The 20,472-nt window shown below is 77.7% G+C and carries 15 protein-coding genes; 12 read left to right on the top strand and 3 right to left on the bottom strand.

Translation table 11 applies throughout. The annotated features are described in order from the left end of the window. Entirely contained in the window at nucleotides 1-1,452 is a 1,452-nt protein-coding gene (locus K5O09_RS15050; protein ID WP_222170271.1) for a DHA2 family efflux MFS transporter permease subunit, read from the bottom strand. Between the two features lie 152 nt (nucleotides 1,453-1,604). Between K5O09_RS15050 and K5O09_RS15045 the strand changes: the two genes are divergently transcribed. Next, nucleotides 1,605-2,051 carry an ATP-binding protein gene (locus K5O09_RS15045; protein WP_222170270.1) on the top strand — a complete coding sequence of 149 codons (447 nt, stop codon included), beginning with the start codon at nucleotides 1,605-1,607 and terminating at the stop codon, nucleotides 2,049-2,051. A gap of 57 nt (nucleotides 2,052-2,108) precedes the next feature. Here K5O09_RS15045 and K5O09_RS15040 read toward each other — a convergent pair whose 3' ends face one another. Beyond that, nucleotides 2,109-2,879, bottom strand: coding sequence for an endonuclease/exonuclease/phosphatase family protein (locus K5O09_RS15040; protein ID WP_222170269.1), 771 nt, complete (start codon nucleotides 2,877-2,879; stop codon nucleotides 2,109-2,111). A gap of 57 nt (nucleotides 2,880-2,936) precedes the next feature. On the opposite strand from K5O09_RS15040, the gene K5O09_RS15035 reads away from it, so the two are divergent. The 5 genes from K5O09_RS15035 (at nucleotide 2,937) to K5O09_RS15015 (ending at nucleotide 7,800) form a co-directional block, all read left to right on the top strand. Then, nucleotides 2,937-3,566 carry a hypothetical protein gene (locus K5O09_RS15035; protein WP_222170268.1) on the top strand — a complete coding sequence of 210 codons (630 nt, stop codon included), beginning with the start codon at nucleotides 2,937-2,939 and terminating at the stop codon, nucleotides 3,564-3,566. A 124-nt stretch (nucleotides 3,567-3,690) separates the two neighbouring features. Further along, nucleotides 3,691-4,260 (top strand): RNA polymerase sigma factor, encoded by a 570-nt coding sequence (locus K5O09_RS15030; protein WP_222170267.1) that lies wholly within the window; start codon nucleotides 3,691-3,693, stop codon nucleotides 4,258-4,260. Between the two features lie 59 nt (nucleotides 4,261-4,319). Then, nucleotides 4,320-5,861, top strand: a complete 1,542-nt coding sequence (locus K5O09_RS15025) for a DUF4527 domain-containing protein (protein WP_222170266.1) — start codon at nucleotides 4,320-4,322, stop codon at nucleotides 5,859-5,861. A gap of 225 nt (nucleotides 5,862-6,086) precedes the next feature. Continuing rightward, nucleotides 6,087-6,668, top strand: a complete 582-nt coding sequence (locus K5O09_RS15020) for a hypothetical protein (protein ID WP_222170265.1) — start codon at nucleotides 6,087-6,089, stop codon at nucleotides 6,666-6,668. 136 nt (nucleotides 6,669-6,804) lie between these two features. Further along, nucleotides 6,805-7,800 (top strand): 5'-3' exonuclease, encoded by a 996-nt coding sequence (locus tag K5O09_RS15015; protein WP_222170264.1) that lies wholly within the window; start codon nucleotides 6,805-6,807, stop codon nucleotides 7,798-7,800. 224 nt (nucleotides 7,801-8,024) lie between these two features. On the opposite strand, the gene K5O09_RS19450 is transcribed toward K5O09_RS15015, so the two are convergent. Continuing rightward, the gene (locus tag K5O09_RS19450) at nucleotides 8,025-12,236 is read right to left on the bottom strand and encodes a S8 family serine peptidase (RefSeq protein WP_222170263.1); all 4,212 of its coding nucleotides are present in this window, start codon (nucleotides 12,234-12,236) and stop codon (nucleotides 8,025-8,027) included. A gap of 591 nt (nucleotides 12,237-12,827) precedes the next feature. Here K5O09_RS19450 and K5O09_RS15005 point away from each other — a divergent pair. From K5O09_RS15005 to K5O09_RS14980, 6 genes are all read left to right on the top strand, one after another. Further along, nucleotides 12,828-14,252, top strand: coding sequence for a D-alanyl-D-alanine carboxypeptidase family protein (locus K5O09_RS15005; RefSeq protein WP_222170262.1), 1,425 nt, complete (start codon nucleotides 12,828-12,830; stop codon nucleotides 14,250-14,252). Between the two features lie 91 nt (nucleotides 14,253-14,343). Then, the gene (locus tag K5O09_RS15000; RefSeq protein WP_222170261.1) at nucleotides 14,344-14,781 is read left to right on the top strand and encodes an OsmC family protein; all 438 of its coding nucleotides are present in this window, start codon (nucleotides 14,344-14,346) and stop codon (nucleotides 14,779-14,781) included. A 117-nt stretch (nucleotides 14,782-14,898) separates the two neighbouring features. Further along, entirely contained in the window at nucleotides 14,899-15,138 is a 240-nt protein-coding gene (locus tag K5O09_RS14995; RefSeq protein ID WP_222170260.1) for a FeoA family protein, read from the top strand. Continuing rightward, nucleotides 15,135-17,138, top strand: coding sequence for a ferrous iron transport protein B (gene feoB / locus K5O09_RS14990; protein WP_222170259.1), 2,004 nt, complete (start codon nucleotides 15,135-15,137; stop codon nucleotides 17,136-17,138). The genes K5O09_RS14995 and feoB overlap by 4 nt, the downstream gene beginning before the upstream one ends. Continuing rightward, nucleotides 17,135-17,362: a hypothetical protein gene (locus tag K5O09_RS14985; protein ID WP_222170258.1), complete on the top strand. Its 228-nt coding sequence runs from the start codon at nucleotides 17,135-17,137 to the stop codon at nucleotides 17,360-17,362. Before feoB ends, K5O09_RS14985 begins: the two co-directional genes overlap by 4 nt. Before the next feature lie 161 nt (nucleotides 17,363-17,523). Next, on the top strand, nucleotides 17,524-20,448 hold the full coding sequence (locus tag K5O09_RS14980; RefSeq protein WP_222170257.1) for an FAD-binding and (Fe-S)-binding domain-containing protein: 2,925 nt from the start codon (nucleotides 17,524-17,526) through the stop codon (nucleotides 20,446-20,448). The last annotated feature ends 24 nt before the right edge of the window (nucleotides 20,449-20,472 follow it).

Genomic DNA, 20,472 nt, shown 5'->3' with positions numbered 1-20,472 from the left:
TCAGGCCGGCGCGCGGCGACCCCGACGCGGGTCGGGCGGGCGGACGGCCGCCGCCGAGCCGGGGACGCCGACGACCGCGACCACGGCGCCGGCGGCCATCAGCACCGCGCACGCCCGCATGGCGACGGGATGGGCTCCGGCCAGCACCGCCGGGTCGGACAGCCCCGCCCCGACCCCGGCGACGAGCGGCAGCACGGCCACCGCGAGCAGGCCCGCGACCCGTGCCACGGCGTTGTTCGTGGCGGACGCGACCCCGGCGAGGTGGTCGGGCGCCGCTCCGAGGGCGGTGGCCGTCAGCGGGGCGACCGTCAGCACCAGCCCGGCCCCGACCACCACGACCCCGGGCAGCACGCCTGTGACGTACCCGGTCCCCGGCCCGATCCCGGCGAGCAGCAGGGCACCGGCTCCGGCGAGCAGCGGTCCGGTGGTCATGGGGATGCGCGGGCCGATCCGGGCGCCCAGGGCGCCGCCGCGTGCGGACAGCAGCAGCATCAGCAGCGTGGACGGCAGCGCCGCGACGCCCGCCGCGAGCGGCGACCAGCCGACGACCACCTGCAGCGTCACCGGCAGGAAGAAGAAGATCCCCGTCAGCGCGGCGTACACGAGCAGCGTGGCGAGGTTCACGGCGGCGAACGGCCGCCAGCGGAACAGCCGCAGCGGGAGCGCGGCGTGGTCGGAGCGGGCCTCGGCCGCCACGAAGGCGCCGAGCGCGAGGACCCCCGCGACGCCGGCGGCGGCCACCGTGGCGTCGGCCCGGCCGCGCTCGGACCAGGCGGTCAACGACCACGTCAGCGCGCCGAGGCTCGTCCCGGCGAGGACGGTCCCGAGCCAGTCGAGGCGGCGCGGTGCCTCGGGGTCCGACGACTCCGGCACCCAGCGCAGCGCGACGACCACGACCAGCGCGGCGAGCGGGATGTTGATGCCGAACACCCAGCGCCAGCCCGCCTGCTCGACGATCCAGCCGCCGAGGAACGGGGCGATCGCGCCGGCCGCGCCGGACAGGCCGGACCACGCCCCGATCGCGCGGGCGCGGTCCTGCTCCGCGAACGAGCCCTGCAGGATCGCCAGCGACCCGGGGGTGAGCAGGGCGCCACCGACGCCCTGCAGCGCCCGCGCGGCGACGAGCAGCCCCACGGTGGGCGCGAGCGCGCAGAGCACCGACGCGGAGGCGAACGCCACCGTGCCGACGAGGAACAGCCGGCGGCGGCCGAACCGGTCGCCGAGCGACCCGCCGAGCAGCAGCAGCGCGGCGAGCGTCAGCGCGTAGCCGTTGACGGTCCACTGCAGGCCCGCGGTGGTGGCGCCGAGGTCGTCCGCGATGGTGGGCAGCGCGATCCCGACGATCGTCCCGTCGAGGAACACCAGCGCGGAGCCGAGCACCGTGGCGAGCAGCGTCCCGCGCCCGGCGGACGTGCCCAGCGTCATCCCGGAGGTGCTCCCGCCCCCTGCCATCCGCGCTCCTCCCGGCCGCCTCCGCGCCCTGAGACCGTACGTCCGCCGCCCTGCCCGAGGAACCCCCCGGCGGCGCCGGGCCAGGACACCCGGTGCGTCCACGGTGTGGCGTTCGCGCAGCGGAGCGGCCTCGCGTCGGGCACAGTAGGCGGGTGGGTGACGTCAGGGACCTCCGTTCGGCGCCGGGCGCGCGGCGTGCGGACGCACGCGCGGAGCACGACGAGCTCGTCCTCGAGGCACGGCGTTCCGCCCCCCGCGCGGCGCGGCACTGGATCATGCACCGGGTCGCCGCGTCGGGCGTGCAGGGCTCCGCGAACCAGGTGATCGAGCTGCTGACGGGCGAGGTGGTCGCGAACGCCGTCGTGCACGGCCCGGAGCACGGCCGGGTGCGCGTCGCGGTCCGGATCGACCACCGCGGCGTGCGCGTGTCCGTGAGCGACGAGAGCCCCGCCCGGCCGCAGGTGCAGCACCCCGCGCCGACCGCCGTCTCCGGACGCGGCATGGCGCTGGTGGAGGCGCTGTCGCGGACGTGGGGCGTCGACCTGCACGACGGCGAGGGCAAGACGGTGTGGTTCGTCGTCGACCCCGAGGCCGACTGAGGTCACCGACCGCCCCTCCGCCCACGGCTCCCCGCCCCACCGCGCGGGGGTCCGGCGTCAGCGGCGCCCGAGCGCCAGGTCCACGACGAGCGCCCGGTGGTCCGACATCCCGGTGTCGACGGCGACCGGCTCGCTCGACGGCTCCACCGGCCCGTCGAGCAGCACGTGGTCGATCTGCCGGTCCGGGACCTCGACCGGGAAGGTGTCGACGCGTCCCACCGACCGCCAGCCCGTGACCCGCTGCGGCACGGAGCCCTCGAGGTTGAGGTCCCCGACGACGGCGAGCGGACGCGGCAGCCCGCGGCAGGCCCGCACGAGGTGCCGGAGCTGGACGACGTTCCACCCGGTGATGAACGTGAGGTGGGTCGCCACGACCGTCACGGGGCCGGCGGGCGTCTCCACCCGCGCGGCGAGCGCCGCCCGCTGCTCGTCCTGCACGAGGGACGGGCGGCGCGTCCCTCGGTGCACCATCGGCACACGCCGGCGCAGCGTCGGCAGCGTCAGGACCCGCCACGACGACACCGGGTGCCGGCTGAGCAGCGCGATGCCGTAGGCCGCGATGGCCGGCTGGTCCTCGCCGGTCGCCGCCGTCCACGTGCCGGGGTGGCCGTGGAGGGTCGCGACGAACCGGTGCTCGCCGGCGCCCATCGCCTCGGCGGCGACGGCCGTGAGGTCCGCCTGGTGGGAGCGTGGCTGGTCGCGGTCGACCTCCTGGAGCGCCAGGACGTCGGCGTCCAGACCGCGCACCGCGCCGGCGAACCGGTCGAGGTCGACCCTGCCGTCGCTGAGGCCGCGCCCGTGCAGGATGTTGAACGTCGCAAGTCGCACGCCCCGATTCTCCCCGTCGGCCTGCGGCTGCGCCCGTCGTCGTGTACACACGTCGCCATGAGCGACGCATCGCAGGGAGCCGGCGCGCCGGGTGCCGAGGTCCAGGCGGGCGCCGCCGCGCCGGACGACCCGCGGGCGGCCCTGCAGGACGCGCTGCGCATGACGGCCGTCGCGCTGGAGGACGCGGGGATCCCGTTCGCGCTGGTCGGCGGGTACGCGGCCTGGGCCCGCGGTGCGCCGGAGCCGAGCCACGACGCCGACTTCGCGGTGACGCAGGAGGACGTGGCCCGGGCCCAGGAGGCGATCGCGGCCGCCGGGCTGGAGGTGCACGAGCCCGCCGAGAACTGGCTGTTCAAGGCGTACCACCGCGGCGCGCTCGTCGACGTGCTCTACCGCATGGTGGGGGAGCCGATCACCCGGGAGATGCTGGCCCGCAGCGACACCATGGAGGTGCTCGCGGTGCGCATGCCGGTGCTCGACGCGACGGACATCATCTCCGCGAAGATGCGGGTGCTCGGCGAGCACTACTGCGACTTCACGCGGATGATCGCGATGGTCCGGGCGCTGCGCGAGCAGGTGGACTGGCACCGCGTCCGACGGGAGACGGCGACCACGCCGTACGGGCGGGCGTTCCTGCTGCTGGTGCACGAGCTCGGGATCTCGCCGGTCGGCCCGGAGCCGCGCTGAGCGGGGACCCGCCGCCGGCGGCCGGGGAAACCGGCCCGCGAGCCGGTGCAAGTCGCGCGCGCGACGCGACACAGTAGGGTCACCGGCCCGTCCCAGGCGCCGGCCGACCACCCGAGGGGATCGCGTGCACAGTCGCCAGCAGCCTGCCGCCGGGCCGACCGCCGACGTCTCCGACGCGCTCCCGCCGGGGTCGCCGCCCCCCGCGGGTGCCGCGGCGACCGGCCGCGGGGACGCGTGGTTCGACGACCTGTTCCGCTCGCACGCCCGGGCGGTGCACCGGTACCTGCTGCGCCGTGGCGCCGGCGAGGACGCCGAGGACCTCGCGGCCGACGTGCTCACCGTGGCGTGGCGGCGCCGCGACGAGCTGCCGGAGGGCATGGAGCTCGCGTGGCTGTACCGCACGGCCGGGTTCGTGCTGGCGAACCACCGGCGCAAGGGCCGCCCGGTCCCGGTCGCGGAGGTCCCGGACGAGCCGGACCCGGAGGACCCCGCGGTGCAGGCCGTGCGGGACGAGCGGGTCCGCGAGGCGCTCGGGCGGCTGAGCGCGCGGGACCGGCAGGTGCTGCTGCTCACCGCGTGGGAGGGCATGACGGGGGCGGACCTGGCGCTCGTGCTCGGCGTCTCGCGGGGCGGCGCCGACGCGGCGCTCTCCCGGGCGCGGTCGCGGCTGCGCGAGGTCTGGGCCGCCGACTGACCCGGCACGACGGGCGGCCGGCGGGTGCAAGCGCGGGCACGTCCGCCACACACAAGGGGGTGGACGCGCCCCGGCCGGATGCCGCGGGCGCCAGCGACCAGGAGGCCGACGTGGACGAGCAGCACCCCCACCCGCAGCCCGGGGACGCCGGGGACGACGAGGCGTTCGCGCGGCTGCGTGCCGCGGACCCCGCGGCGGACGCCCGGCTCGACGCCGGAGCGCTGCGCGCCGAGGTCGCCCACCGCACGGCGGGCGACGGGGCGGTGCCGCGCGACGACACCGCGGCACCCCCGGACGGCGCGACGGTGACCCCGCTGGCGGGACGGCGTCGCAGCCGGTGGCTGCAGGTCGCGGCGGTGGGCGTGGGCGCGGCCCTGCTGGCCGGGGGTGGCGGCTACGCGATCGGCGCGGCCGGCGGCGCCGGGGACGACCTGGCCGGCACCGCCGACCCGATCGTGCTCGGGCAGGGCGGGGTGACCGGGCTCTCCAGCGCCGCGGACAGCCCGGAGGCGACCACGGGCGCGGACACCATGCGGATCGCCCCCGGGTTCGGCAGCGGACGCGCGGAGTTCACCGCCCAGGGCCTGCCGGACGACGCCGGCTCGGCCCACGCCTGGGCGCTGGACGCCGCGTCGGTGTTCTCGGCGGACACGGCGGCGCGGGTCGCGGCGGCGCTGGGCGTGCCCGGCGAACCGCGCCTGGAGTGGGGGGCGTGGACGGTCGGCCCGGACGACGGCAGCGGTCCGAGCGTGTCCCTCCAGCCGGACGGCACCGCGAGCGTCAGCTACTACGACCCCACCCGCGACCCGTGGGCGTGCACGGCGTCCGCGGCCGACGAGCCGGGCCTGCCCGAGGCGGGCGGCGGCACGGACAGCGCCGAGGGCTCGGACGGCGCGGAGGGCTCGGACGGCACCGCACCGGCCCCGGGCGATGTCGCGACCATCGAGCCCGGCCTCGTCGACCCGGCTGCGCCGGTCGACCCGTCGGCGTCGTGCGACCCCACCGCGGGCGGCGACGCCCCGACGGGTGACGCGGCGGTGGCGGCGGCGCGCGACCTGCTGGCGGCGCTGGGCGTCGACCCGGACGGGTTCGTGTACGAGGTCGCGGACGCGGGCACCCCGCGGGCCAGCACGGTGCTCGCGGACCAGGTCGTCGACGGCCAGCGCACGGGCCTCGCCTGGAACCTCACCCTGGTCGACGGCGGCGTGCAGTCGCTGTACGGCGGGCTCGCGCCGCTCGTCGACCTGGGGGAGTACCCGGTGGTCGGCGCGGCGACGGCCGCGGCCCGGCTCGAGGACCCGCGGTTCGGCGGCGGCTGGGGCGGCGTGATGCCCCTGGCCCGTGCGGAGGCGTCGGACGACGCGGCGGTGACGGCGGACCCGTCCGCCGACCCGACGGTGCCGCCCACCGCGACGCCGGGCGCAGCCATCGCCTGGCCGGTGCAGCACGTGACCCTCACCGGCGCCCGGCTGGGCCTCACGGTGCTCTACCAGCCGGACGGCGCCGCGCTGCTCGTCCCGGCGTACGAGCTCACGGACACGGACGGCGGCACGTGGAGCGTGGTGGCCGTCGCGGAGGAGCAGCTCGACTTCGCCGGGTGACGTCCGGCGCCGGGGAGCCGGCGCGGGACGGCCCGGTGACCGGCCGCGGAGGGGCGGCCGGGAGGAACGGGCGGGGCGGGCGGGGGGTGTTGGGGGGGGGGGGGGGGGGGGGGGCCCCCCCCCGCCCGTCGCGTCCGCCCGTCGCGGCCACCGCTGCGGCGCAGAGCCGGCGGACGCCGCCCGGCTGCGGTTGCCGTCCGGCGCCGGGCGCGCGACCGTCGGGGCATGGGCCGACGACACCGCGCAGGGGACCACCACCACGACCGGCACGACGTGCGCCAGGGGCGGGGACGGGCCGGATCGGCCGACCCGACCGTCGCGCTCCCCGCGGGCGGTCGCGCACGAGGGCGCTCGGGCGACGGCCGCCGGGCGGCGTCCGGCAGCCGGGCGGGCCTGCTGCTGCGCGCGGCGGCCCTCGGCGTCGCGGCCGGCAGCCGGGCGTCGCTCGCCGTGGCCGCGCCGGCGCTCGCGGACCCCGGGTCGCGGGGCGTCACACGTCTGGTCGCCCGGGCGGGCGTGGCCGCCGAGCTCGTCGGGGACAAGCTGCCGAGCACGCCGAGCCGGCTGCTGCCCCCCGGACCCCAGAGCCGCGCGGTCGCGGCGGCCCTCGGCGGTGCCGCCCTCGCCCGGCAGCGGGGCCGGTCGGTGTGGCTCCCGGCGGCGACGGCCGCGCTGTGGTCCACCGCCGGCACGTGGGGCGGTGCGGCGTGGCGCGGGTGGGCGGCGCAGCGGGGCCCGGACTGGCGGGGCGCGGTCGCGGAGGACGCGGTCGCCGTGACCCTGGCGCGGCTGGCCGCCCGGCGCTGAGCCCCGGACCCGGGGTCGGGGAGCGCAGGGGCTCGTCCGTGCGGGCCGTGCTGCTGGTGCCCCGGCGCGCGACCGGCGAGACTGCCGCCGTGCCCGTGTCCCCGCGGCACCGTCACCCCCAGGCCCCGGAGGACCGATGACCAGCCGACCCGGCTCGCTGATGCTGCTCGACTCGGCGTCGCTGTACTTCCGCGCGTTCTACGGCGTCCCCGACTCGGTGACCGCCCCGGACGGCACCCCCGTGAACGCGGTGCGGGGGCTGCTCGACATGATCGCGCGGCTGGTGACGGACCACCGGCCGGAGCGGCTCGTGGCGTGCTGGGACGAGGACTGGCGCCCGGCGTTCCGCGTCGCGGCCATCCCGTCGTACAAGGCGCACCGGGCTGTCGGCGGCGCGGAGGCCGCGGCCGAGGCGGCCGAGGCGGGCGTCGCGGTCGCGGAGGAGGTGCCGGACGCGCTCGCGCCGCAGGTGCCGGTGATCGCGGAGGTGCTGGCCGCCCTGGGCATCGCGCGCGCGGGCGCCGAGGGCTACGAGGCCGACGACGTGATCGGCACGCTCACCGCGCGCGAGGTCGCGTCGGGCTCCGGCGCGCCCGTGCTCGTCGTGACCGGGGACCGGGACCTGTTCCAGCTCGTCGACGACGACGCCGGCGTCCGCGTGCTGTACACGGTCCGCGGCATCAAGGACGTCGAGGTGGTGGACGCGGCCCGGCTGCACGAGCGGTACGCCGTCGCCACCGGCGCGGCGTACGCGGACATGGCGGTGCTGCGCGGCGACCCGAGCGACGGCCTGCCGGGTGTCCCCGGGATCGGGGAGAAGACGGCGGCGTCGCTGCTGGCGCGGTACGGCGATCTCCGCTCGGTGCTGGCCGCGCGCGACGCCGCGGACGCCGGGCTGACGGCCGCGCAGCGCCGCCGGCTGGTCGACGCCGACGCGTACCTCGCGGTCGCGCCGGGTGTCGTGCGGGTCGCGTCCGACGCGCCGGTGCGGCTGGCCGGCGGCGCGGCGGACCCGGAGCGCTTCACGTTGCCGCGGCAGCCCGTCGACGCCGAGGCGCTCGTCGACCTCACGGCGCGGTGGGGGCTCGAGTCGAGCGTGCGCCGGGTGCTGACCGCGCTCGCGCAGCGCTGACGACCCACCCCGGGGCCGACGGCGGTCGGTGCGGCGGCCCCGGTCGGGCCCGTGCGTGAGAGAGGGGGTCACCGCCCCCCGGTGACCCCCTCCGCGCGGCCGGTTCCCCCGAGCCGCCGCGCCGCGGCCGTCCGGCCCTGGATCACCCCGGACCGCCCGGCCGCCCCCTGGACCCCGGGCGGGCGGCACCCTTCCGTGCCGCGCCACCCGGGAGGTGTGTCCCCTCAGCGCACCCGCAGCACCCCCAGCGTCAGGGTCGGGCCGTAGCCGCCGTCCCCGGTGTACAGGGCGGTCACGGTCGTGGTCCGCGTGACCTTCGGCAGGGTGAAGGTGGCCGTGCCGTCGGTCAGGGTCGCGGTGCCCACGGGCCGCAGGCCGGCGAGCAGCGTGACCTTGCCCCCGGGCACGGGGCCGTCGGGCACGCCCGCCACCGTCACGGTGACCTCCGGCGTGGTCCCCCGGGAGACGGTCCAGGAGGCCGTGCTCAGCGTGATCCGGGGTGTGACGGCGGTGACCCGGTACGACTTCTGCGCCTGCGAGCCCTGCACGTCCGCGTTGCCGGCGTACACGGCCGTCAGGGTGTGCGACCCCGCGCGCAGGTCCCGCGGCAGCTCGACCGTCGCGGTCGCCGTGGTGCCGTCGCCCGGCGCGAGCTCGGCGGTGCCGAGGACGGTGCCGCGCTCGCGGACCTCCACGGTGCCGGCCGGGACGGCGCCCTGTCCCGTGACCGTCACCGTCGCCGACACGGGGGAGCCGTAGCGGCCGGACGAGGCGGAGAGCGCGAGCTTCGTGCTCGAGCCGGCCTTCTTCACCTGCACCACCACGGCGTCGGACGTGGAGGCCGCCCAGGCGCCGCTGTCCGGCGCGTACACGGCCGTGAGACTGTGCCGGCCGCCGCCCAGCCGGGCGGTCGCGGTGGCGGTGCCGTCCGCGACCGGCGCGGTGGCGATCTCCGTCTCCCCGTCGCGGAACGAGACCGTGCCCGTGGCCTGCGCGGGTGCGACCGTGGCGGTGAGCGTGAGGTCCTTGCCGACCCGCGCCGGCCCGGAGACGTCGAGCGTCGTGCTGGTCGCCGTGGCCTCCGGCACCGTCACGTCCAGCACCTGGGCCCGGGTCGTGGGGTCGGCGTTGTGGCTGTGGAGCACGAGCAGCCGGTCCGCCGGGGCGCCGGTCGTGGTGGACCGGTGCACCGTGATCTCCGTGCCGTCCGCGGCCACCGACCACAGCGTGTCCGGGACCCCGGAGTCGAACCAGTACGGCGGGTCGAACGGGTCGACGCTGAACGCGTCGGCGGCGTCGACCCGGCCGTCCGGGTCCGCGGCGTAGTCGGAGGCCGTCCAGACCGTCACCGACGGCGTCGCGCCCGGTTCCAGGCCGAGCGCGGCGATGCTCACGGGCGCGACCAGCACCGAGCTGTCGAACACCGTCGTGTCGACGTCGCCGAACGCCCCGTTGACGCCCTGGACGTCCAGCAGCGCGCCGGTGGCGAGGTCGAACGTCGCCGCGACGGTCACGTCCGCCGCGTCGCTGAGCTTGCGCACGACGGTCTGCGCGTCGGCGGTGCCGTCCGCGTCCAGGTCCCAGTCGACGACCGGCAGCACGGCCTGGCCCAGCGTCGCCCAGTCGCCGTCCACGGCGATGCCGATCCCCAGGTAGCCGTCGGCCGGGTCGCCGCCGGCTGCGGCGTGCTGCGGTGCCGTGGAGGTCCAGCCGACCCAGCGCAGGTCGCCCGACGCCGTCGCGGACTCCGAGGTGATGAAGCCCGGGACGTCCTCGAGCTTCGGGCTGGTGGCGCCGAGGGTGAGCGGGGCGACCAGCGACGTCCAGCCGCCGGAGGCCACGCCGCGGCCCGACAGCGTCAGCGGCGCGGTGCCCGCGCCGGCGTCCGGGAAGGACACGTCGCCGGCCGTGAGCTCCGAGACCAGCCGCGGCGCGGCCTGCACCGGCACGCGGAGCTGGGCGTCGCCGGCCGTGAGCACCAGGCGCCCGGACAGCGACGCCACGTACTCGCGCGGCACGCCGCCCTGGGACGTCGCGGAGGTCGGGTCGATCTCCCGCTCCAGGGTCGCCGGGTCGGCGGTCAGCGTGAGCGTGACCAGCCGCTGCTGGCCGGCGGGGACGGTGACGCTCGCGGGCGACGTCGTGATGGTCGCGCCCCCGGTGGTCGTCGCCGCCTGGAACGCCGTGCCGTACGTGACGGCCGCGTCGCCCGTGTTCTGCACCGTCACGGTCTTGCGGAGCGTGACGGGCGTGGCGCCGACGTCGACGACGCCGAACGTCACGGACACCTGGTCCGGGTCCTCCGAGCCGTAGGCGAGCACGGTGTCGGCGACGGCCGCGCGGGCGTCCACCCGGCCGGACCCGACGCGCTGCGGGCCGTAGGCGGTCCCGGTCTGCCCCGCGCCGGTCCACACGTCGTGCGTCGCGGTGTTCATGACGGCCGCCTTGACCTGCGCGGGCGTCCAGCCGGGCTGCGTGGCCCGGACGAGCGCCGCGATGCCCGCGACGTGCGGCGAGGCCATCGAGGTGCCGGACAGCGAGTGGGCGGCGTTCCCGGTCCCGGAGGCCGCGGAGAAGATCAGCGTGCCGGGGGCCGCGACGTCGGGCTTGATGATCCCGAGCGAGCCGTGCGCGCCGCGCGACGACCCGGGGTTCAGCGCGTCGCCCACCTCGTCGGCCACGACGGCCGCCGCCAGCGACGGGCCGATGTGCGCCGTGACGCCGCCTGCCTGGACCGCGGGCAGCAGCGCGTCCGTCGACGAGGCCGTGAGCTGCGCGCCCGGGATCGTCGCGTTGCCGGCGATCCCGGCGGCGAACACGGTCGACTCGGTGCCGATCAGGACGCCCGCCGCTCCCGCGGCCTCGGCGTTGGTCCACCGGGCGCCGGAGCCGCACGCCCGCGTCGCGTCGTCGTCGTCCCACCACAGCCAGACGATGTTCCCGGCGACCTGCGCCGCGTACTCGTCCAGCGCGGTGCAGCCGTCGACGCCGTCGCCCAGGTACACGACCGGCGCGGTGACGTCCTCGGTCCCGGCGTAGGAGATCGAGTTCTGGGCGGACCAGGTGCGCACGAGCGCGGCGTCGGGGGCCCCGGTGACCTCGACGCCGTCGTAGGTCTGCGGGCTGCCGACGGAGTTCGCGACGGTCAGGCCGGAGGCGGCCGAGCCGGGAGAGCCGCCGACGTCCGTGATGTCGCCGGAGTTCCCCGCGGACAGCACCGCCAGGGTGCCGAGGTCGGAGAGCCGGTCGATCAGCAGGTTGTCGGGGTCGTCCGAGGGCGTCGCGGAGGCGCCCAGCGAGAGGTTCACGACGTCCAGGTGGTCGCTGTAGTCGCCGTCGCCGTCGGGGTCGGCCGCCCAGTCGAGGGCGAGCCCCGTCAGGTCGGTCGATCCGCCGATGTCGCCGAACACCTTGAGGGCGTACAGGCCGGCGCCGGGAGCGGAGCCCGGCCCGACCTCCCAACCGGACAGGTCGGTCAGCGACGCGTAGTCGCCGCGGAAGGTGGTCCCGTCGGGCTGCACGCCGTACGCGGCCGCGGTGCCGGCGACGTGGGTGCCGTGCCCCGAGTTGTCCGAGGTGTACGGGCTGTCGATCGGGTTCTCGTCCGGCGTCGGCGTCGGGGTCGCGCCGGGGAGCTGGGACGCGGGGTCGGCGTCGTAGAGCGGACCGGCGAAGTCGTACCCGCCGAGGTACTTGGCCGGGTCGAACAGGCCGTCGGGCACCGGCTGCGTGCCGTCGGCGCCGTAGGCGGCGGCGTACGCCTCGGCGGTGCCCGGGCCGCCGAACGCGGCGTGCGTGTAGTCGAGGCCGGTGTCGATGACGCCGATCCGCACGCCGTCGCCGGTCTCGCCGGTGTCCTGCCACACCTGGAGGGCGCGGGTGAAGGCGTCGGTGGAGGAGTTGTCCGGGGTCTTGGTCGTCACGCGGTAGACGGCCACGACGTCGTCGGAGGACGCGAGCTCCCGCACCCGCGCGGCGTCGCCCGTGACGAGCGTCCCGGACACCAGGTTGGAGAGCGTCGCGATGCGCGTCGGCTCCGGGGTGGCGGCGCGGGCGCCGGGTGCCTGCTCGTCGGGCACGACGGCCTCGGCCACCTGCTCCACCTGCGCCGTGGCGTCCTGCACCGCCGCGGCGTCACCGCCGTCCTCCGCCACGTCGAGGCCGGAGGGGGTGTCGAGCTGCACGAACGCGGTGACGGTGCCCTCGGCGTCCACCAGCCCGGGGGCGATCTTCCCCGCCGTCGCCGCGAGCACGTCGTCCGGGGCGATCGGGCCGCCCGCGTCCGCGCTGACGGCACCGGGGGAGGCCGGTGCGGGCGGTGCCGCGGACCGGTCCAGCGGGAGGCCCGCGGCGGAGGCGGCGCCGCCGGCCCCGAGGGTCGTGGAGGCGGCGAGCGCCAGGACGGTCAGCGAGGCACGGAGCGAACGACGCGGCATGGGAGTCCGTTCTTCGGCGGGAAGGCGGCGTGCACCGAGGCCGTGACTGACCGTCACGTCCCGGGATGACTCGGTTCACCGTACAAACTTCTGGGCGATTCGTCACGGTTTCCTCACAGATCGGCTCCTCGGTCGCATGCTGCGGCGGGCCGGGGTCCGTGACCTGCGCCACACGCGACCTGCGGCGACTCCCGGGACGGACGACGCCACGGCGCGCGGCGCGACCGGCGGGGACGGGCACACGGGAGCCCCCGGATGTGAAGAGACCGTGGAGAGTGGCGGGGTCGATCGTCACGGCATCTCCGCGAACTGGTCGCGCCCCGCCCCAACGGTGCCGAGGTCCGCTGCCTAGCCTCGTCGTCCGTGAGTCAGAGCATGCCCGCGGCGCGGAGCACCTCCCGCGGCCGGCATGCCGCCCCGCGCGGTGTCGCGGGACCGGCCGCCCCCGCGGCACGCACACCCACCCAGCCCGGACGGGAGGAGGGTGTCGCGACGCCCTCCGGCCGGTCCGACGCCGCGCCCGTCGCCCCCGCGACGGGACCGTCCGCGTCGACCCCGACGACCCCGACCGAAGGTGCAGCACACACGCCCGTGACGTCCGCCCCCTCCGCCCCCTCCCGCTCGTCCGCCCCCTCCGGCAGCACCCCCTCCGTGCCGCCGGTGCGCGACTCCGCACCCACCGGCCGCCGCGCCGCCGCTCCCGGTGGGCGTCGCGTCGCCGGGGAGGTCGGCGCGCGCGGTGCCCACCGCGCCGAGGGTCGCGCCTCGGTGCGCACGCCCGCCCGCGGCGTGGTCGTGCCGGCGACCCTGGCCACCGCCGACCTGCCGCCCAACCGCGCCGAGCGCCGCCGCCGCCGCGCCCCGCGCCGGTCGTCGACCCGCGTGGCCCAGGGCGCCGTCGCGCTCGGGCTGGCCCTGGGTGTCGGCGGCTTCGCGCTCGCGCCGGTGGGCGCCGACCGCGGTCTGCTCGGTGCCCGTGAGGCCCGCCCCCTGGACGCCGCGGACCCCACGCCGAGCGCGCCCGCCGCGGCGCCGGCGCCCGACCCCGAGACGGTCCGCGAGCGGGGAACCGCCGTCGTGCTCGCGAGCACCGTCGCGCAGGACGCCGACAACGCGCGCGCCGAGGCCGAGGCCGCGGCCGTGCCGGCGGACGCCGTGGCGGAGCTCAGCACCGCGGTCGCGGAGCTCGACACCCTCATCGCCACGACGCAGGCCGAGCAGCCGGCGATCGCGGCCCTCGCCCCTGAGGACGCGCCCGCCCCCGTGCTGTCCGGCGACGCGCTCTCCGACGCGGTGGCGGACGCCGCCGCCGACGCCGCCGCGGAGGAGGGCGCGACGACGACCTCCGGCACGGTGGGCGAGCCCGAGGCGGCCCCGACGGGCACCGGCGCCACCGACGTGCCCGGCGCGACGGCCGGGGACCTGCCGGAGGCTGACGCACCCGGCGACGACGCGGCCGAGGCGGAGACGGCGGACCCGGCGGCCGCCCGGCTCACAGCCGCCGTCGAGCGCGTCAGTACGCTGACCGCCGAGCTCCAGGTCGTCACCCAGCGGACCCAGGAGGCTGCGGCGGCCGCAGCCGAGGCCGCCCGCAAGGAGGCCCAGCGGACGTCGCTCGACGCCTACGCCAACGGCCAGATCCCGTCCTCCGCGCTGTGCGAGCTCGGCTTCGCGCCGGGCCAGCAGCTCCGCTGCGACGCCGCCGAGGCCCTCGAGCAGCTCGACGTCGCGTTCGCCGCCGCGTTCGGCACCCACCTGGTCATCACCGACTCCTACCGGTCGTACGGCCAGCAGGTGGCGTGCCGGCAGCAGAAGGGGAGCCTCTGTGCGACGCCCGGCACCTCGAACCACGGCACCGGCACCGCGGTGGACCTCGGGGGCGACGCGTACGCGTTCGGCACCGACCAGCACGACTGGATGCTGGCGCACGCCGAGGAGTACGGCTGGACGCTCCCGGACTGGGCCCGCGTCACCGGCTCCAAGCCCGAGCCGTGGCACTGGGAGTACGTCGGCTGACCCACGCGGGTGCGGGGGGCGCGCGGCGGACCTACCGTGAGCAGCGCGGCGGCCGCCCGGTCGCCGGACCCCGACCCGTGAGGAGCACCCCATGCCCACGCGCACCGCACGCACCGCCTGGAACGGCACGCTGGACCAGGGCGGCGGTCAGGTGGAGCTGAGCAGCTCGAAGGTCGGCACCTACGACGTGTCGTTCCCGAAGCGCGCGGCCGACGAGGCCGGTGGCACGACGAGCCCCGAGGAGCTCATCGCGGCCGCGCACTCGTCCTGCTACGCGATGCAGCTGTCCGCCCTGATCGGCGAGGCCGGCGGCACACCCGAGGCGCTCGAGGTCACCGCGGACGTCACCCTCGCCCCCGACCCGGCCGGCGGCTTCCGCATCAGCGGGATCGCCCTGCGGGTGCGTGGTGAGGTGTCCGGGCTCGACGAGGCCGGCTTCCTGCAGGCCGCGCAGGACGCCAAGGCCACGTGCCCCGTCAGCAAGGCGCTCACCGGCACGGAGATCACACTCGACGCCGCCCTCGACTGAGGCCCGGCTCGACGCCCCCTCGTCCCGCGCGTCCGCGCGGGGGAAGGGGCGTCGCCGCGCCGGCGGGGGACCTGAGTCCCATGAGGACAGGCTTGCCTCACCTCTAGCGTCGGCGGCATGGACCTCGCGCACTGGCCGACCGGCACCGACGCCCGGGTGCTCGCCGTCGACGTCGACGCGACGGCGCGGCTGCGCGTCGGTGAGCTCGGCCTGCGGCCGGGCGCGGTGGTGCGGGTGACCCACCGCGCCGCGTTCGGCGGGCGCGTCGTGGCGATCGGCGCACAGCGGTTCGCCGTGGACGCGGCGACCTGCGCCCGCGTGCGCGTCTCGGGTCTCGCCGGCGGTGACGCCGCGTGAGCTGCCACGAGCCGGCGCCCGGCGCGGCGACCACCGTCACGCTGAGCGCCCGCACCGCCACGGTCGTGCTCGTCGGCAACCCGAACGTCGGCAAGTCGACCCTCTTCAACGCCCTCACCGGTGCCCGGCAGACCGTCACGAACGCACCGGGCACCACGGTCGAGCTCCAGGTCGGCGCCTGGCGGCTCCCGGCGGGCGCGGACGGCACGCGGGCACGGGTGCGGCTGGTCGACCTGCCGGGCACCTACAGCCTCGTGGCCCGGTCGCCGGACGAGCGCGTCACCGCCGACGCGGTGGCCGGACGCGGGACGGTCGGGACGCCCGACCTGGCCGTCCTGCTCGTGGACGCCACCGCGCTCGGGCGTTCCCTCTACCTGGTGGCCCAGGCGGCGCGCGCGGGCAGCCGGCTGCTCGTGGTCGTCACCATGTCCGACGTGGCCGCCGCCCGAGGCCTGCACGTCGACACCGCGCGGCTCGCCGACGTCCTGGGCGTCCCCGTGGTCGCGGTGGACCCGCGCGCCGGGCGCGGGCTGGCCGACCTGGGCGCGTCGGTGCGGGACGCGCTCGCCGGCGGGGTGCCGCCGGTGCGGGGGAACGCCCCCGCGGCGCCGCGGGCCGAGGCCGCCGACGCCGGGCCCGACGCCGCCGGGCCCGACGCCGCCGCGGCGGACGGCCCGCTCGCCGACGCGTCGGCGCTGCTGGACTGGGCTGATGCCGTGCAGCGCGAGCTCACGGACGGCGCCCCCGCCGTGCCGGTCGTGCGGACGCTGTCGGACCGCGTCGACAGGCTGCTCCTGGACCCCTGGTGCGGGATCCCGGTGTTCCTCGCCGTGATGTGGGCGATGTTCCAGCTCGCGACCACGGTGGCCGGCCCGCTCATCGACGGCGTCGACGGCCTCGTGAACGGGTTGCTCGCCGACTGGGTCCGCGGCTGGCTGCCCGGGCCGCCGTGGGTCGAGGGGCTGCTCGTCGACGGCGTGCTCGCGGGCGTGGGCACGGTGCTGTCGTTCGCGCCGCTCATGGCGCTGGTGTTCCTGGCGCTCGCGCTGCTCGAGGACTCGGGCTACCTGGCCCGCGCGGCGTTCGTGGCGGACCGGGCGATGCGCGCCATCGGCCTGGACGGCCGGGCGATGCTGCCGCTCGTCGTCGGGTTCGGCTGCAACCTGCCCGCCCTGTCCGCGACCCGCGGCCTGCCCGACGCCCGCAGCCGGCTGCTCACCGGGCTGCTCGTGCCGTACACCTCGTGCCCCGCGCGCCTGACCGTGTACATCCTGATCGCGGGGATCTTCTTCCCGGACCGCGCCGGGACCGTCATCTTCGCGATGTACGTGGCGAGCATCGCGCTGGTCGTCCTCGGCGGTCTGGCGCTGCGTCGCACGCTGTTCCGGGACCTGCGACGCCAGCCGCTCGTGCTGGCGCTGCCCGCCTACCAGCGGCCCCGCGTCCGCGCGCTGCTGCTGTCGGCCTGGTCCCGGGTGGCGTCGTTCGTGACGAAGGCGGGGCGGATCATCGTGACCACCCTCGCCGTGGTGTGGCTGCTCATGGCGGTGCCGGTCGCCGGGCACCACGCCGTCGGCGACGTCCCGGTGGGGGACAGCCTGTACGGCCGTGCGGCGGAGGCCGTCGCCCCGGTGTTCGCACCGGCCGGCTTCGACGACTGGCACATGTCCGCAGCACTCGCCACCGGCTTCGTCGCCAAGGAGGTGGTGGTCGGCTCCTTCGCGCAGACCTACGCCGTGGAGGAGCCCGACGACCCGGCGCACGCCGGCGACCTCGGTGCCCGCATCCGCGCGACGTTCGAGCAGGCGTCCGGGGGGCACGCCGCCGCCGCCGCGGTCGCGTTCCTCGTCTTCGTGCTCGCGTACACGCCGTGCCTCGCGACGGTCGGCGAGCAGCGCCGGCTGTTCGGCAGCCGCTGGACGGCCGGCGCGGTCGGCGTGCAGCTCGCGCTCGCGTGGCTGCTCGCGGTCGCGGTGTTCCAGGTGGGGAGGCTGCTGTGAGCGTGCTGGAGGACGTGGTCGCCCAGGTCCGTGCCGGGGTGCGCCCCGGCCTCGCCGCGGCCCGGCTCGGGATCGACCCGGGCGTGGCGGAGGCCGCGCTCGACCACGCCGTGCGGCTCGGCGTCGTCACGCCGGCGGCGGCGCTGGAGCTGGGGTGCTCCGGGTGCGGCACCGTGCAGCGGGCGGCCCCGGCGTGCGGCGGGTGCCCTCTCGCGCGTCGCTGAACCGGCGACCGCGGCGGCGCCGGGTGCGGTCCGCGTGCCGAGCGGTCCCGGTGGGGCGCGGTGGGTGCCGACCGGTGCGTGCCCCGTCGCGCCCACCGGCGTGCCGCCCGCGTGCTGGACGTCCCGGGGGCGGCCGGGGCCGCGGTGCGACACTGGCGCCCGTGCCGACCGTCACGTCACCGGGAGCCCCGCAGGCCGCCGCCGACGCCGCCGAGCTCGTCCGCGCGCTGCGCGCCGCCGTCGCCGGTGGGGTCGACGACTCCACACGCCGCCGCGCCGAGTACGCGACCGACGCGTCCAACTACCGGGTCGTGCCCTCCGTGGTCGTCTTCCCGCGCGACGTGGACGACGCGCTGGCCGCCCTCGAGGTCGCGCGCGGGCTCGGCGCCCCGGTCACGTCGCGCGGCGGCGGCACGTCCGTCGCCGGCAACGCGGTCGGCACCGGGGTGGTGCTCGACTGGTCCCGGCACGTCAACCGCGTCCTCGAGGTCGACCCCGCGTCGTCGACCGCGCGCGTCGAGCCGGGTGTCGTCATGGCGATGCTCCAGCGCGAGGCCGCGCCGCACGGGCTGCGCTTCGGGCCGGATCCCTCCACACAGGCACGGGCGACGCTCGGCGGCATGATCGGCAACAACGCGTGCGGCCCGCGCGCCGTGGCGTACGGCCGGACCGCCGACAACGTGCTCGAGCTCGACGTCGTGGACGGTCGGGGCCGCCGGTTCACCGCGGGTCGGGGTCTCGACCCGGTGCCCGGGCTGGACGCCCTGGTCCGGTCGGAGCTGGAGGTGCTGCGCACGGAGCTCGGGCGCTTCGGGCGCCAGGTGTCCGGCTACTCCCTGGAGCACCTGCTGCCGGAGAACGGCGCGGACCTCGCGAAGGCGCTCGTCGGCACCGAGGGCACCGTCGTCACGCTGCTCGGTGCGACCGTCCGGCTGGTCCCGGTGGCCTCCGCCCCCGTCCTCGTCGTGCTCGGCTACCCCGACATGGCCACCGCCGCCGACGCCGTCCCCGCGCTGCTGGCGCACCGGCCGCTCGCCATCGAGGGCATGGACGCCCGTCTGGTCGACGTGGTGCGGCGCGTGAAGGGCGCTGCGGCCGTCCCGCCGCTGCCCGAGGGTGCCGGCTGGCTGATGGTCGAGGTCGGCGGCGACACGCTGGACGAGGCGCTGGAGCGCGCGCGGGCGCTCGCCGCCGACGCCGCCACCCCTGCGGTGGGCGTCTTCCCGCCCGGGGCGGAGGCCGCCGCCATGTGGCGGATCCGCGAGGACGGCGCCGGCCTCGGCGGGCGCACACCCTCCGGCGAGCAGGCGTGGCCCGGCTTCGAGGACTCCGCGGTCCCGCCCGAGCGCCTGGGCGCCTACCTGCGCGAGCTCGAGGCCCTCATGGCGCAGCACGGCGTCGACGGGCTCGCGTACGGGCACTTCGGCGACGGCTGCGTGCACCTGCGCCTCGACGTCCCGATGGAGCGCTCCGGCGACCCTCTGCGGTCGTTCATGACCGACGCCGCCCACCTCGTGGCGGCGCACGGCGGGTCGCTGTCCGGCGAGCACGGCGACGGCCGGGCCCGCTCCGAGCTGCTGCCGGTCATGTACTCCGAGCGGGCCATCGGCGCGTTCGAGGCGTTCAAGGCCCTGCTCGACCCGGACGACCTGCTCAACCCCGGCGTGCTCGTGCGCCCGCGCCCCCTCGACGCCGACCTGCGGCGCCCGCACGCCCGCCCGATCCCCGCCGGGCACGGCGGGTTCGCGTTCGGGCACGACCAGGGCGACTTCACCACGGCCGTGCACCGGTGCGTCGGCGTCGGCAAGTGCCGCGCGGACTCCTCGGCGGCCGGCGGGTTCATGTGCCCGTCGTACCTGGCGACGCGGGACGAGAAGGACTCCACCCGGGGTCGCGCGCGCGTGCTCCAGGAGATGGCGAACGGCTCGCTGGTCTCCCGCGGCTTCACCTCCCCGGAGGTGCACGAGGTCCTCGACCTGTGCCTGTCCTGCAAGGCGTGCTCGTCCGACTGCCCGGCCGGCGTCGACATGGCGCAGTACAAGGCCGAGGTGCTGCACCGCACGTACCGCCGCCGGCTGCGGCCCGTGAACCACTACGCCCTCGGCTGGCTGCCCCGCTGGACGCGGCTCGTCACCGGCGTGCCCGGGCTGGCGCGGCTCGCGAACGCCGTGCTCGGCGTCCGGCCCGTCGCGAAGGCCGTGCTCCGGCTCGGCGGCATGGACACGCGCCGGTCGATGGTCGACTTCTCGCCGGCACCGTTCCGGTCGCGGGTCCGGCGCGGCGAGGTCGACGTCCGGCGCGGCGCCGCCCCCCGCGCGGCCGGCGGCACGGACCTGTCGGTCACCGGCACGTCCGGCCGGCCGCCGGTGCTGCTGTGGACCGACTCGTTCAGCGACGCGCTCGCCCCGTCGATCCCCGTCGCCGCCGTCCGGGTGCTGCGGGCCGCGGGCTACGAGGTGCTCGTCCCCGACCACGACGCCTGCTGCGGGCTCACGTGGATCTCCACCGGCCAGCTCGACGGCGCGCGCAAGCGCCTCACCCACCTGCTCGAGGTGCTCGGCCCCTACGCCGTCAACGGCGTGCCGATCGTGGGGCTCGAGCCCTCCTGCACCGCCGTGCTGCGCTCCGACCTGCTGGACCTGCTGCCGGACGACCCCCGCGCCGTGGCCGTCGCCCGCGCCACCCGGACCCTGGCGGAGCTGCTCACCGCGCCCGCCCCCGTCGGGCCGGGGGACCGGTGGACGCTGCCCGACCTGTCCGACGTGACCGCCGTCGTCCAGCCGCACTGCCACCACCACGCCGTCATGACCTTCACCGCCGACCAGGACCTGCTGCGCGCCGCGGGCGCGTCCTTCTCGACGCTCGCGGGCTGCTGCGGGCTGGCCGGGAACTTCGGCATGGAGGCGGGGCACTACGACGTGTCCGTCCAGGTCGCGGAGCGTGCGCTGCTCCCCGCCCTGCGGGAGGCCGCGCCCGGCGACGTGCTGCTCGCCGACGGGTACTCGTGCCGGACGCAGGCCGACCAGCTCGGCGGCGTCCAGGGCGTGCACCTCGCGGAGCTGTTGGCGTCCCACCTCCCGGGCTGAACGCCGGGCGGGCAGGCCGCGCGT

The organism is Cellulomonas sp. C5510, from assembly GCF_019797765.1.
GTDB lineage: Bacteria > Actinomycetota > Actinomycetes > Actinomycetales > Cellulomonadaceae > Cellulomonas.
The sequence above is the reverse complement of the archived record's forward strand: the minus strand, read 5'-3'. Positions and strand labels throughout refer to the sequence as shown.

Excerpts from the sequence above, each read along its gene's own strand:
- K5O09_RS15050 (WP_222170271.1), bottom strand. The coding sequence starts at position 1,452 with ATGGCAGGGGGCGGGAGCACCTCCGGGATGACGCTGGGCACGTCCGCC.
- K5O09_RS15020 (WP_222170265.1), top strand. The coding sequence starts at position 6,087 with ATGGGCCGACGACACCGCGCAGGGGACCACCACCACGACCGGCACGAC.
- K5O09_RS19450 (WP_222170263.1), bottom strand. The coding sequence starts at position 12,236 with ATGCCGCGTCGTTCGCTCCGTGCCTCGCTGACCGTCCTGGCGCTCGCC.
- K5O09_RS14995 (WP_222170260.1), top strand. The coding sequence starts at position 14,899 with ATGGACCTCGCGCACTGGCCGACCGGCACCGACGCCCGGGTGCTCGCC.
- K5O09_RS15015 (WP_222170264.1), top strand. The coding sequence starts at position 6,805 with ATGACCAGCCGACCCGGCTCGCTGATGCTGCTCGACTCGGCGTCGCTG.
- K5O09_RS15035 (WP_222170268.1), top strand. The coding sequence starts at position 2,937 with ATGAGCGACGCATCGCAGGGAGCCGGCGCGCCGGGTGCCGAGGTCCAG.
- K5O09_RS15000 (WP_222170261.1), top strand. The coding sequence starts at position 14,344 with ATGCCCACGCGCACCGCACGCACCGCCTGGAACGGCACGCTGGACCAG.